This is a genomic window from Corynebacterium sp. TUM25015 (assembly GCF_056393505.1).
In genome coordinates this window covers 2,035,127-2,048,149 of the sequence record NZ_CM150783.1, presented here as the reverse complement: position 1 = coordinate 2,048,149, position 13,023 = coordinate 2,035,127, and the positions used below count along the sequence as shown (strand labels likewise).

Here is a 13,023-nt window from a genome sequence, read left to right as displayed (position 1 = left end):
GGGACTTTTCCCAGCGCTACTGCTCGCTGAGTGCCTTGTTGAGCTTCACCACATTAACCGGTGCTCCGTCGGCGCTTCCGGTGTAGTTGCCCTCGGTAGCGTCATTGACAAGCTGTTCTACCTTCTGCTGGTCCAGGCCGCGTTCCTTCGCTACGCGCGGAGTCTGTAGCTTGGCGTAGGCAGTGGAGATGTGCGGGTCTAGGCCAGAACCGGAAGAGGTCACGGCGTCCACCGGAACATCCTCAGGCGAGACTCCTTCGCGCTGGGCGATTTCGTCTCGCTTTTCAGCGATAGCCTCCTGGTACTCCTTGCTATAGGGGGAGAGGTTGGTCGCGGAGGACGCCATGGCGTCATAACCATTGTCTCCCGCAGCAGAAGGGCGCGGGAAGAAGAAGCCCGGCTTGGTGACTTCCTGAGCGATCAGGGTGGAACCGGCGGGCTGGCCTGACGCATTGGTGATCATCGAACCGTCCGCCTTGGCGGGCATAATCCGCCCCACACCCACCATGAACGCAGGGTAAACGATGCCCAGGATCAGCGTGAGCAGGAAGAAAATGCGCACTGTTGTAGAGGCCAGACGCAGGCCATTGCCAGATGTTGCGCGTGCCATGGGATTACTGTGTTTCCTTTCAACAGGGGCCGGCAAAAGCAGACCCGCAGGGTTAGAGTCCGAAGACTCCGGAGATAATCAGGTCGATGATCTTGATGCCGATGAACGGCACGATCACACCACCGAGGCCGAAGATGGTCAGGTTTCGCGAGAGCAGGGAGGCTGCGGAACCCGCGCGATACTTCACGCCCTTCAAGGCCAGCGGGATCAGCGCGATAATCACCAGCGCGTTGAAGATCACGGCGGACAGGATCGCGGACTCGGGGGAGTGCAGACGCATGACGTTCAGCGCGGACAGGCCGGGGAAGGCAACCACAAACATCGCCGGGATGATGGCGAAGTATTTCGCAATATCGTTGGCGATACTGAAGGTGGTCAGCGCACCACGGGTAATCAGCAGCTGCTTGCCGATGGCCACCACGTCGATCAGTTTCGTCGGGTCAGAATCCAGATCCACCATGTTGCCGGCCTCCTTGGCGGCGGTGGTGCCGGTGTTCATGGCCACGCCCACGTCGGCTTGAGCCAGGGCAGGAGCGTCGTTAGTGCCGTCGCCGGTCATAGCTACTAGGCGACCTTTAGCTTGTTCCTTGCGGATCAGCTCTAGTTTCTGCTCCGGGGTGGCTTCCGCCAGCACGTCGTCCACACCGGCCTCGGCAGCGATGGCCTTCGCGGTCAGCGCATTATCGCCGGTGACCATGACGGTGCGAATGCCCATCTTGCGTAGCTGCTCGAAGCGCTCGGTCATGCCGGGCTTTACTACGTCTTTCAGGTGAATGACGCCCAAAACTCGGCCGGTGAGGTCTTCACCCTGGGAACCAAGGGCGATTTCGGCGACAACCAGCGCGGTGCCACCACTGTTGGAGATGTCGTTGACGACGTCGGTGATGGAAGGCGGGACGTCACCGCCCAGGTTGGTGACGAGCTTGGCAACCTCGGACGCAGCACCCTTAACGATCCTGCGGCTCGTGGCATTGCTGCGGGCGGACCATTCCGTGTGCTCCCCAGCGCCAGCGGGTAGCTGAATGCCACTCATGCGGGTCTGAGCGGTGAAGGGGATGAACTCGGCCTCGCGGAAGGTTTCTTCGGGAATGACAAATCCAGATTGCTTCTCGGCGAGCTGCACGATGGAGCGGCCTTCTGGAGTTTCGTCGGCCAGCGAGGACAACTGGCAGGCGTAGACGAGCTCTTTCTGGTCGATGCCTTCCATGGCGACGAACTCGCTGGCCTGGCGGTCACCGATGGTGATGGTGCCGGTCTTATCCAACAGCAGGGTGGCAACGTCACCTGCTGCCTCGACGGCTCGGCCGGACATGGCCAGCACATTGTGCTGCACCAGGCGGTCCATACCTGCGATGCCGATGGCGGATAGCAGCGCACCGATGGTGGTGGGGATGAGGCAGACAAGCAGGGCAACCAGCACCACCGGGGACTGTTCTGCGCCGTTGAAAGCAGCCATAGGAGCAAGCGCCAGAACCACGATCATGAAGATGATGGTCAGCACGATCAGCAGGGTGCCCAGAGCCAATTCGTTCGGAGTCTTCTTGCGCTCTGCGCCTTCGACGAGGCCGATCATGCGATCCATAAAGGACTCGCCCGGCTTGCTGGTGACGCGGATAGCGATGGCATCGGAGAGCACGCGGGTACCACCGGTCACGGCGGAGCGGTCACCGCCGGATTCCCGGATAACGGGTGCGGATTCGCCGGTAACAGCGGACTCGTCGACGCTGGCGGCGCCCATGATGACGTCGCCGTCGGCAGGGATCACGTTACCTGCGTTCACCAGAACAATATCGCCCGGCAAGAGGGACTCGCTGGAGACCTCTTCGCTGACGTCTTTAATGCCTGCGCCGGAGTCCTCGAGTGCGCGAGCCAGATGGGGGTCGTTGACGTCGGAACCGCCGAACTTAAGTGCATTGGATTGGGTGCGAGTGGAACGAAGGGCGTCCGCCTGTGCCTTACCGCGGCCTTCGGCAACGGCTTCGGCGAGGGTGGCGAACAACACGGTCAGCCACAGCCACACTGTGATTGACCAGGTAAACAGTGAGGGGTGCGCGATCGCCAAAATGAGGGTGAAAAGCGCGCCGACTTCTACCAGGAACATCACTGGAGTCTTGTACAGCAGGCGCGGGTCCATCTTCTTCAGCGCCAGCGGCAGAGCCTGCTTTAGCTGGGCTGCGGAGAACGCACCTTCGTTCTTCTTGTTGTGCTTGGCTGGAGCCGAGGCACGCTTCGCGGTGGAGCGGGAAGGGGCATTGAGGGTTGTCATGACAGGGCCTCCGTCAACGGGCCGAGAACCAGGGTGGGCAGGAAGGTCAGGGCACCAACGATGATGGCGATGCCGACCATCACTCCCACGAACTGCGGGCGGTGGGTGGGTAGGGTACCGGCGTTTTCAGCAGCCGGCTTTTGCTTAGCGAAGTCTCCTGCCAAGGCCAGAGCCATCACGATCGGCAGGAAGCGTCCCAGCAACATGCACAGACCCAGGGTGATGTTGAACCACGGGGTATCGGCACCGAAGCCGGCGAATGCGGAACCGTTGTTGTTGGAGGCTGATGTGTAGGCATAAACAATGTCGCTAAAGCCGTGCGGTCCATCGGCAGAAACCGATTCGCGGGTGTCCGGCAGCATGGCGGAAATACCTACGCCTGCCAGCACCAACGTTGGCATAACCAGGATGTACAGGCTCACCTTGGTGATCTCGGAAACGCCGATGCGCTTGCCCAGATACTCCGGGGTACGGCCGACCATCAGGCCGGCGACGAACACGCTGAGCAGGGCGATCATGAGCATGCCGTAGAGGCCGGTGCCCACGCCGCCGGGGGAGATCTCGCCCAGCATCATGTCCAGGATCAGCATGCCGCCCGCGAGTGGGTGGTAACTCGAGTGGAAGGAGTCCACAGCGCCTGTGGACGTCATCGTGGTGGTGACCGCGAAGAAGGAGGAAGGCAGCACGCCCAGGCGGTATTCCTTACCTTCCATACCGCCACCCTGGAATGCGGCCAGGGAGGTTTCGCTGGACATCACGACTGCCAGGGAAGAGAAGTACAGCACAGCCATGGCTGCGAGAACGGCCCAGCCCTGACGAGTGTCGTTCACCATCTTGCCGAAGGTGCGGGTCAGGCTGACCGGGATCACCAGGATGAGGAAGATCTCCAGCATGTTGGTCCATGCATTCGGGTTCTCAAACGGGTGGGCGGAGTTGGCGTTGAAGTAGCCACCACCGTTGGTGCCCAGCTCCTTAATGACCTCCTGCGATGCCACTGCACCGCCCGGGATGGTCTGTTGGCCACCCGTAATCGTCTCGACGGTGGTCGGGGCGTGGAAGTTCTGGATCGCACCCTGGGAGATCAGCAGGATCGCACCGATGATTGCCATCGGCAGCAGGATGCGGAACACAGCACGGGTCAGATCCACCCAGAAGTTGCCGATCTGGCCGTTGCCCATGCGGTTGGCCAGGCCACGAATCAGTGCGATAGCCACGGTAATGCCCACCGCGGCGGAAACGAAGTTCTGTACAGCCAGGCCAGCCATCTGGGTGAGGATGGTCATGGCCTCCTCACCGGAGTAAGACTGCCAGTTGGTGTTAGTCGTGAAGGAAACAGCGGTGTTCCATGCCTGGTCCCAGTGCACGGGTTCCTTACCGTGGTTCAGGGGAAGCCACTGCTGCACGCGCTGCAACAGGTAGACGAACACGACGCTGATAGCGGAGAAAGCCAGCAGGCTTGCACAGTAGCGAGTCCACTTCTGCTGGCCGTCGGGGTTTACACCGATGAGTCGGTAGAAGCCACGCTCGAAGCCATTGTGCTTCTTAGCAGTGAACGTGGTGGCCATGTAGTTGCCCAGCGGCACATAGAACGCTGCGAGGGCAATAATGACCGTGATGACAGGGATCCACCCTGTGATGCTGCCGCTCATGAGAACTTCTCCGGGTTCAACAGGGCAACCAAAAGGTAGATGATGGCAAGGATCCCCAGGACCCCACCGACGATCAGTTCCCAGCTCATAGCTTATCCACCGCCTTCAAGGCGGCACCCATTGCGCCGAACAGCGCGCAGGTTACTGCAACCATTACAAAGTCAAAAAGCATGGGAATATAACAACACCGTTGTCACCCCATGCTTATGACTCTTTACGCTTTCTTAACGCCCCTCCTTAACACCGCCTTTTGACGCCCCGACCTGCGCCGGTGCAGGCGGATGATTATTCGCCATCGATCGGCGTTGGCTGCAGCTTCCAGACCTCAGTGGCGTAGTCGCGGATCGTCCGGTCAGAGGAGAACCGTCCCGATTCGCAGATGTTCACCCATGCCTTCTGTGCCCAACCCTGTGGGTTCGCAGCGTAGTCAGCGGCCATGCGGTCGCGGACATCGCGGTAGTCTGCGAAGTCGCCCAGCACGTAATAGGTATCGGATGCGTCCTCGCCGAAGCCGTGGATCAGCGACTGCTTCAGATCGTAGAACCATCCCGTGTAGTCATCGTGCAGGGTGCCGTTATCCAGCGCATCGAGGGTGCGCTTCAGCCCCGGCACGGACTCGTAGAGCTCATAGGGCTTGTATTCAGCGCGCAGGGACGGCAGCTCCTCTTCGCGGGCGCCGAAAATGTAGGCGTTTTCTTCACCGACCGAGTCCACGATCTCCACGTTCGCGCCGTCCATGGTGCCCAGCGTCAGCGCACCGTTCATCATGAACTTCATATTGGAGGTGCCGGAGGCCTCCTTACCCGCTGTAGAAATCTGCTCCGACACATCGGAGGCCGGCAGGATGTGCTCGGCGGGGGAGACATTGTAGTTCTCGACGAACACGACCTTCAGCAGCGGGGAGACCACCGGGTCGTTGTTCACAAGATCTGCGATCGCGTTGATGAGCTTGATGATCGCCTTCGCCCGCGTATAACCCGGCGCGGCCTTCGCACCGAAGATCACCGTGCGCGGCGGTAGGTCGCGCTGGTGATCCTCCTTGATGCGGAAGTACAGATCCAGCACGTACAGGGCGTTGAGGAGCTGGCGCTTGTATTCGTGCAGGCGCTTGATCTGTACATCGAAGATGGAATCCGGGTCGATGACCACGCCCTGGCGCTCGGCGATCCACTCGGCGAAGTCGTGCTTGTTGGCAGCCTTGATCTCACGGAGCTCCTGCATGACCGCCGGGTCGGAGGAGTAGCTGCGCAGTTCCTTGAGCTTGTCGAGGTCGGTGACCCAGGCGCCACTACCCGAAAGGCGAGTAAGCAGCGCAGACAGGCGCGGGTTAATCATCCGCAGCCAGCGACGCGGTGTTACACCATTGGTCTTGTTGTTGAACTTCTCCGGCCACAGTGCAAACCAATCGCCGAGGGTTTCGCGCTTGATGATCTCCGTGTGGAGTGCGGCCACGCCGTTGATGGAATACGCGGCGTAGCAGGCGATCCACGCCATGTGCACCACACCGTGTTGGATGGGGGCCATTCTTTGGATGGTGACGCTATCCATTCCCTCCGCCGAGCGCTCGATGCGGAAGCGACGGTCGATCTCGGCGATGATCTCCCACACACGCCAGAACAACTGTTGGAAGATCTGCTGATCCCACTGCTCCAGAGCCTCGGTGAGGACGGTGTGGTTGGTGTAGGCGAAGGTGTTGGAAACGATCTCCCAGGATTCCTCCCAGCCCATGCCGTGCTCGTCCATCAGCAGACGCATGAGCTCCGGAATGGCCAGCACCGGGTGAGTGTCGTTGAGCTGCACGGAGTGGAAATCTGCGAAGTTCTTCAGGTCACCGTGCTGAGCCAGGTGGCTGCGAATCATCGCCTGCAGGGAGGCAGAGGTGAAGAAGTATTGCTGGCGCACGCGCAGCTTCTTGCCCTCGTAGGTGGTGTCGTTCGGGTACAGCACGCGGCAGATATCGCTGACGCGTTCGCGCTCGATGATGGCATCGGTGAAGCGCTGGGAGTTGAAAGCGTCGTAATCGAACTCCTCCCACGGCTCAGACTTCCACAAGCGCAGGGTGCCGACGTTGCGAGTGCCGTAGCCGGTGATGGGCATGTCATAGGGAATCGCGCGGACCTTCATATCATCGAAGTGCACGACCAACTGGTCGGAGGCACGGCGGATGGTGAAGGGATACTCTTCCTCACGCCATGGATCCGGGCGCTCGACCTGGAAGCCATTGTCGAAGGACTGGCGGAACAGGCCGAAGCGGTAGAGGATGCCGTAGCCGGTGACGGGGTAATCCTGGGTGACGGCGGAATCCAGGAAACAGGCCGCCAGGCGACCCAAGCCACCGTTTCCTAGTGCTGCGTCGTTTTCTACCTCCAGCACGTCAGCCAGTTCGTGGCCCAGCTCACGGGTGGCGGCCTGTGCTTCCTCCACCAGGCCTAAGTTGGTGAGGTTATTTAACAGCGCGCGGCCCATCAGGAACTCGGCGGAGAAGTAGTGCTGCTGGCGGGTTGCGGCATAGGCAGAGCGGGTACGCTCCCAATCGTCGGCGATGCGCTCCTGGATGCTGCGGGAGAGTCCCGTCCAGAACTTGCGGGTGGATGCTTGCTGGGGCGGTGTACCTGCGGCAGCGCGGACGTGGCCGCCAATGGCAGTGGAGTTTAGTTCGTGGCTCATAGGTACTGATTCTATGGTGCCGGTTGGGAACTCGCTGGTCGGGAATAGGGCAGGGGGCTAGTGCTCCAGGAACTTCCGCGCATCTTGCCGAAGCGAGTCCTGCAGCCGGTTGAACCCATCCACCGATTCGTCCGATGTCGGGGGAGCCTGGATAATCTCGCTGGAATCTAGCCCAGCTTGCAGCTCACGGGCGCGCGTGATCTCCGCATCCAGCTTCAACCCCATCAGCAGCAGGGTATTGGCCACGATCAACCCTAGGAACCCTGCGATGAGGCCACCCAAAGCGCCATACATGCCGAAGTGCATAAAGCCATTCAGGTACAGCTTTACGACCAGCGCCACCAGGATGATTCCAACAAAGGCGAACACCGAGCCGACTGTGAGCCAGCGGAAGCGCCCATAGCTCACGTTGGGCGCCACGTGGTAGAGCGCGGCGATGAGGAAGGTCGACAGTATGGCGATCACCGGCCACCGAAGGTAGCCCCAGATCGGAAGGAAGTCCTGGACAATAAAACGCTCCAGCCACTTCAGGTGTAGGGGTTCGGCAAAGCGGTCGAAGAGTGGCGTCAATAGGTCACCGCGGAAGAAGAAAGCCACCGCAACAAGTACGAGTCCCAGAATCAGAAGAAACGTCAGGCCCCACATGGCCAGCCACGTGCGCACGATATTGCGGCCCTCTCGCCGTCCGTAGAGGCCGTTGGCACTGCGCGAAAATGCGCGGACATAGGCCGAGGAGGAGAATAGGGCGATGATCACACTCACCGTCAGTGTGACAACTGATTGTTGGGTGGAACCGATAATGACGTCCACGATTGTGCGCGCGTTGTCGGCGAAAGTTTCGGGGACGTTCTCGTCGATGAATTGGTCGGTGAGGTCAGTAACCTGTTTGCGGTTCTGATCCAGCACCAGGGTGGTGATGGAGTAGAACGCGGTGAGGGTCGGGATCGCCGTCAGCAACGTAAAGAAGCTCAAGACCGCACCCCGATCCATCAAGGCGCGGAAGAAAAACTCGAAGTACAGGCGCTTGGCGATAAGCGGCCACGCCTTCGGGCCGACAAACCGGTTCTTGCTGGTGACCTTTTCGCGGTACTCCGCCCGGCTCAGCGCCACGATGCCCTCGCCACCTTCGGCGTTGACGATGCGTCGCGGGGTGTGTTTCTTTTCCCGCACCTTCTTAATGACGCCACCCGCGCCGTCCGTGCGCTCAGCGTCCGCGCGCGGGGTATCGCCGAGCACGTTGGCGGGGAAGTGCGAAGGTGTGGGTGAAGAGTTCATCAACGAACAAACTAGCAGGTGAAATTAGGGATTAGGTGGATTGGCACTGCGTTGTGTAGAGTTCTCCCTACTGCTTGAAGAAGCACGCGTGCCAGTTTTTGTGGCACACGCGCCCCGTTCGTCTAGCGGCCTAGGACGCCGGCCTCTCACGCCGGTAACACGGGTTCAAATCCCGTACGGGGTACAACATCAGCACGGCATACGGGTCGTGCTTTTTCCTTTTGCGGGTCGGCGGGCGGTAAAACCGTTTTGGCGCAGCAATCTTCCCCAAATTTTTTGCCGATGGCTTCGTTAATCCGCAGTGTATGTGATGGAATTAACGAATGACCTCTCAATCGAATACGGAGGATTCCCCCGCACCTAACGGGGCCTCCACAGCAACCGCGCAATCATCTAGCGCGAACCAGAACGAACGGACGTTCTTCGGCCACCCCTTCGGTCTAGCCAACCTCTCGGGCGTGGAGATGTGGGAGCGCTTCAGCTTCTACGGCCTCCAGGCGCTGCTGGCGTACTACCTGTACTACACCGTTGCTGACGGTGGTCTGGGGATGGAAAAGTCCACCGCCCTCTCTATCGTCGGCGCCTACGGTGGCTTGGTGTACCTGACCGGCGTGGCGGGCGCCTGGGTGGCCGACCGCATCCTCTCCGCGGAGCGCACTCTGTTCTACTCCGCAGTGCTAGTGATGCTGGGCCACATCAGCTTGGCGCTATTGCCGGGCTATGTCGGTGTGACCCTTGGCCTGGTGTTCATCGCCATTGGCTCCGGTGCTCTTAAGACGACCTCCCAGGTGGTCCTCGGTTCTCTGTACTCGCACGACGATCCCCGTCGTGACGGTGGCTTCTCTATCTACTACATGGGCGTGAACATCGGTGGCCTGCTCGGCCCGCTGATCACCAACGCGCTGTGGGGCTGGAAGGGCTTCCACTGGGGCTTTGGTGCCGCCGCCGTGATGATGGCCATCGGCTTGATCCAGTACACCGCTCTGCGTAAGCAGACCATCCGCGATGCGGGCCACGAGGTTGTGAACCCGCTGCCGCACAAGAAGTACCTCCCGGTCTTCCTCGGTGCTGTTGTAGCGGTGGCTGCTTTCGTTCTGTTGTTCGTCACGGGAGTGCTGAAGGTAGCGCAGCTGTCCAACATTGCAGCTCTACTGGCCGCGGTGATCGCCATTGTCCTGTGGATTCAGATGTACCGTTCCCCGCTGACCACGGATATTGAACGTTCCCGCCTCGTTGGTTTTGTCCCCATGTTCGTGGCATCCGTCGCGTTCTGGTCGCTGTTCCAGCAGCAGTTCACCGTGATTGCGCTGTACTCCGACGAGCGCCTGAACCGTAACCTGTTCGGCATCGAGGTTCCTCCGGGCATGGTGCAGTCCATCAACCCGCTATTCATTATTTTGTTCGCCGCCGTGTTTGGCGCTTTGTGGACGAAGCTGGGGGACAAGCAGCCTTCCTACGCAGTGAAGTTCTCCATGGCCCTTGGCTTGATCGGCGTGGCGCTGCTGCTGTTCATCCCGTTTGCCGGTGGTGGCGCGAACTCCACGCCGATGTGGGTGATGGTGCTGATTCTGTTCCTGTTCACCATGGGCGAGCTGATGCTCAGCCCGGTGGGTAACTCCATGGCCACCCGTTTGGCGCCGAAGGCGTTCCCCACCCGTATGTTCGGCCTGTGGCTGCTATCTATCAGCCTGGGTACTGCTCTTTCGGGCAGCCTGGCGGGTTTCTACAACCCGAACGACGCCTCCGCGGAGCGCACCTACTTCCTCGCGATGTTCGCGGTCATGATTGCCCTCGGCGCGCTCATCTTCCTGGCACGGAAGTGGATCGTTAAGAAGTTCGTGGACGTCCACTAACTTCCAACTAGGATTCCCTCTCACCCCACGCGCACTAGCTCGTGGGGTGTTTTGTTGATGGGCTCTACGTTTTTGGACGCCACAATCACAATGTCTTCGATGCGTGCGCCCCACTTACCGGGGATGTAGATGCCGGGTTCGATGGAGAAGGCCATGCCCTCCTCAATCACAAAGTCGTTGCCGGCGATGATGAAGGGTTCCTCGTGGCAGGACAGTCCGATGCCGTGGCCCGTGCGGTGAATGTAGTACTCGCCGTAGCCGGCCTCGTCGATAATGTCGCGGACGACCTTGTCCACCTCGCCGGCGGTGACGCCAGGCTTGGCGAACTCCAGCCCGGCTTCCTGGGCACGCTGCAGGATGTCGTAAATCTGCTGCTGCTCATCCGTGGGCTCGCCGACTACATAGGTGCGGGTGCAGTCGGAGTGGTAGCCGCTGGCCAGGGTGCCGCCGATGTCGACAACCACCACGTCGCCATCTTCGATGACGCGATCGGAATGGTCGTGGTGCGGGTCGGCGCCGTGGGGGCCGGAGCCGACGATGATGAAGTCCACCACCTCGTGCTCTTCGAGAATGAGGCGTTCCAGTTCCTTGGCCACGTTGTTTTCGGTCACGCCTGCGCGCAGCAGGTTTGGAACCTGGCGGTGAACCTCGTCGATGGCGGCACTTGCCCGGCGCAGCTCGGCAAGCTCTTCGTCGTCCTTGCGGATGAACGCCTGGGCCAGTACCTGGGTGGCGTTGACGGTGGAGATGCCGCGGGACTGCAGTTCCAGCAGGTGGTCGGCGGTCATGGCCGCGCTGACGGCGTAGGAGCCTTCGGCGATGTAGCCGTAGGGATCTTGGCCGTCGTTCCACCCGATGATCTCGATGCCGAGCTTGCCAGCGACGGACTTCTTCAGGTCAGCGACATCCACGCCGGGAACGATGATGCGGGTGGCGTCCTTAGTAAGAACCAGAGCCGTGAACCGCTCGTGGGTGCTGATCTTCGACGAGATCAGGTACTCCATGTCGGGGCCGGGCGTGGCGATGACGCCGTCCAGGCCGGCTTGCGCGGCGATGTCGCGGACGGTGGCGAGGCGCTTGCTAAACGTTTCGACTGGGAAGAATTCACTCATAGAATCCAGGGTACGCGCCTGGGTTTTGGCGGAGTGGTGGGGTGGCTGAGATCGAGAACGGTGTCAGTTTATGTGGCTAAAATCAAAATTATTCTGAGATTGTTAGGCGCGAATAAAAGATGTTAAGCGTGTAGAGTAAAAGCAGCATTGATTTAAGTCAATATTTTTCTAAATAAGAAGTAGGTTCCACTATTTTCTTTGTAAATGACTGGGAAGGTTATGATATGAAAGATGTTTTCGCAAAGATACTTTCAGAGTATCAGGACGCTAAAAAAGAAAAATTTGGAGGTCATCCCCTCGCTAAGTTCATGCGTGAAGCGGCGGTGAATACCATAATCAGCGAGGCAAGTATTGAAACGGATGTCTACAAGGTAGCGGGATCTCCTGGTCAAGGCGCCTGGGCGCAAATCCCGTGGTTGTCGGTATTAGATAAGTCTGTTACTCTGACGCCGACTCACGGTTACGACATTATCTACCTTTTTAGGGCTGATATGAGTGGCGTGTATCTGTCGCTTAACCAAGGCTGGACATACTTTAAAAATACGTATGGACCTATGCGTGGTGGAAAATATATCGAAGAAATTGCAAAATATTGGAGAGAAGAACTTTCGTCATCATTAAGTGATTTTGAAACCGAAGAGATTAATCTTATGGCGGGGGATAAAGGCCTACCGCGCGGATACGAACTTGGTCATATCTGTGGCGTATTTTATCCCGCAGGTAATCTACCGGATGCTGCGAAGATGACTAGCGATCTCCGTAACTTTATTGGGGTCTTCCGTGAACTCAAGGGAAAGATCGGCACGCAAGGATTCGATAAGAAGAATGCTGAGATCATAGCAAACAGCTTGATTGACTCGGAGGCTGGATCGGAGAACAATGAACTTCTAATAACGGAGAGTAACTCTAAAAAAGAAACTGAAGCGGGTGGCGGTGCTTTAGATGACCGTCTGAATGAAAGAGTACTTGCTGGAGTGCCAGCAGGTTTGAAGCTGCAGGAGCCTCCGGCTAGTTTGCGTCCCGTGCAGAAGGCTAGGGACCGAGTCGCGCGAAAGATTGATTTTGAGTCGAAGCAACGTCGTCAAAAGAAAATTGGATTGCTGGGTGAGGAAGCTGTCGTGGCCTATGAGCGGCGGAGGTTAACGATGGCGAATCGACCGGATCTGGCGCAGAAGGTCGTTCATGAATCTTCGGAGCACGGGGATGGTTCAGGTTACGACGTTCTTTCGTTCACGGTAGAGGGAGAGAAGCTCTTTATTGAAGTAAAGGCTACAACCGGATCAATTCAGGAAAGGTTTTTCCTTAGTAGCAACGAAGTAGATTTCTCTAGGGAAAATGCAGATAATTACGCTCTCTATAGAGTCTATGACCTATCTGTCGACACCGACGATTGGGGTCTATATGTTATCTACGGATCTATTGAAGATACTCTTGAATTAGCGCCAACCAGTTTCTTGGCTTCTGGTTCAATAAGCGCCAAAAGCTAACTTCATACACTGTTGCGACTAGCGCATTTTAATTTAACGTTTTACCGAAAACCGGTGAAAGATTTAGAAAATGTCAAAATATTGGACGTAAGATTCCGTGCTCA

Annotated in this window: 9 protein-coding genes and 1 tRNA gene; 3 read left to right on the top strand and 7 right to left on the bottom strand. The window is 58.7% G+C overall.

What is annotated here, in order from left to right:
* Positions 1 to 16: 16 nt before the first annotated feature.
* The 6 genes from kdpC to AC06DS_RS09240 form a co-directional block, all read right to left on the bottom strand.
* The gene (gene kdpC, locus AC06DS_RS09265) at positions 17 to 610 is read right to left on the bottom strand and encodes a K(+)-transporting ATPase subunit C (RefSeq protein ID WP_477100600.1); all 594 of its coding nucleotides are present in this window, start codon (positions 608 to 610) and stop codon (positions 17 to 19) included.
* A 52-nt stretch (positions 611 to 662) separates the two neighbouring features.
* Positions 663 to 2,876, bottom strand: a complete 2,214-nt coding sequence (gene kdpB / locus AC06DS_RS09260) for a potassium-transporting ATPase subunit KdpB (RefSeq protein WP_293789924.1) — start codon at positions 2,874 to 2,876, stop codon at positions 663 to 665.
* Positions 2,873 to 4,525, bottom strand: a complete 1,653-nt coding sequence (gene kdpA, locus AC06DS_RS09255) for a potassium-transporting ATPase subunit KdpA (protein WP_043012171.1) — start codon at positions 4,523 to 4,525, stop codon at positions 2,873 to 2,875. Before kdpA ends, kdpB begins: the two co-directional genes overlap by 4 nt.
* On the bottom strand, positions 4,522 to 4,614 hold the full coding sequence (gene kdpF, locus AC06DS_RS09250) for a K(+)-transporting ATPase subunit F (RefSeq protein ID WP_034992682.1): 93 nt from the start codon (positions 4,612 to 4,614) through the stop codon (positions 4,522 to 4,524). The genes kdpA and kdpF overlap by 4 nt, the downstream gene beginning before the upstream one ends.
* Positions 4,615 to 4,810: 196 nt before the next feature.
* Positions 4,811 to 7,192, bottom strand: a complete 2,382-nt coding sequence (gene malP, locus AC06DS_RS09245) for a maltodextrin phosphorylase MalP (RefSeq protein WP_293789931.1) — start codon at positions 7,190 to 7,192, stop codon at positions 4,811 to 4,813.
* A 57-nt stretch (positions 7,193 to 7,249) separates the two neighbouring features.
* A complete protein-coding gene (locus tag AC06DS_RS09240) occupies positions 7,250 to 8,467 on the bottom strand; it encodes a YihY/virulence factor BrkB family protein (protein WP_293789933.1) in 1,218 nt (405 codons plus the stop codon).
* A gap of 111 nt (positions 8,468 to 8,578) precedes the next feature.
* Between AC06DS_RS09240 and AC06DS_RS09235 the strand changes: the two genes are divergently transcribed.
* A tRNA-Glu gene (locus tag AC06DS_RS09235) sits at positions 8,579 to 8,651 on the top strand.
* A gap of 139 nt (positions 8,652 to 8,790) precedes the next feature.
* On the top strand, positions 8,791 to 10,320 hold the full coding sequence (locus AC06DS_RS09230) for a peptide MFS transporter (RefSeq protein ID WP_293789935.1): 1,530 nt from the start codon (positions 8,791 to 8,793) through the stop codon (positions 10,318 to 10,320).
* Positions 10,321 to 10,340: 20 nt separating this feature from the next.
* On the opposite strand, the gene AC06DS_RS09225 is transcribed toward AC06DS_RS09230, so the two are convergent.
* Positions 10,341 to 11,432, bottom strand: coding sequence for a M24 family metallopeptidase (locus AC06DS_RS09225; protein WP_477100599.1), 1,092 nt, complete (start codon positions 11,430 to 11,432; stop codon positions 10,341 to 10,343).
* Positions 11,433 to 11,656: 224 nt separating this feature from the next.
* On the opposite strand from AC06DS_RS09225, the gene AC06DS_RS09220 reads away from it, so the two are divergent.
* Positions 11,657 to 12,919, top strand: coding sequence for an MrcB family domain-containing protein (locus AC06DS_RS09220; RefSeq protein ID WP_477100598.1), 1,263 nt, complete (start codon positions 11,657 to 11,659; stop codon positions 12,917 to 12,919).
* Positions 12,920 to 13,023: the final 104 nt, after the last annotated feature.

Bases quoted from the DNA above. Each gene is read 5' to 3' on its own strand.
- malP (WP_293789931.1), bottom strand. From the start codon at position 7,192: ATGAGCCACGAACTAAACTCCACTGCCATTGGCGGCCACGTCCGCGCT.
- kdpC (WP_477100600.1), bottom strand. From the start codon at position 610: ATGGCACGCGCAACATCTGGCAATGGCCTGCGTCTGGCCTCTACAACA.
- kdpF (WP_034992682.1), bottom strand. From the start codon at position 4,614: ATGAGCTGGGAACTGATCGTCGGTGGGGTCCTGGGGATCCTTGCCATC.
- kdpA (WP_043012171.1), bottom strand. From the start codon at position 4,525: ATGAGCGGCAGCATCACAGGGTGGATCCCTGTCATCACGGTCATTATT.
- kdpB (WP_293789924.1), bottom strand. From the start codon at position 2,876: ATGACAACCCTCAATGCCCCTTCCCGCTCCACCGCGAAGCGTGCCTCG.
- AC06DS_RS09220 (WP_477100598.1), top strand. From the start codon at position 11,657: ATGAAAGATGTTTTCGCAAAGATACTTTCAGAGTATCAGGACGCTAAA.
- AC06DS_RS09225 (WP_477100599.1), bottom strand. From the start codon at position 11,432: ATGAGTGAATTCTTCCCAGTCGAAACGTTTAGCAAGCGCCTCGCCACC.
- AC06DS_RS09240 (WP_293789933.1), bottom strand. From the start codon at position 8,467: ATGAACTCTTCACCCACACCTTCGCACTTCCCCGCCAACGTGCTCGGC.
- AC06DS_RS09230 (WP_293789935.1), top strand. From the start codon at position 8,791: ATGACCTCTCAATCGAATACGGAGGATTCCCCCGCACCTAACGGGGCC.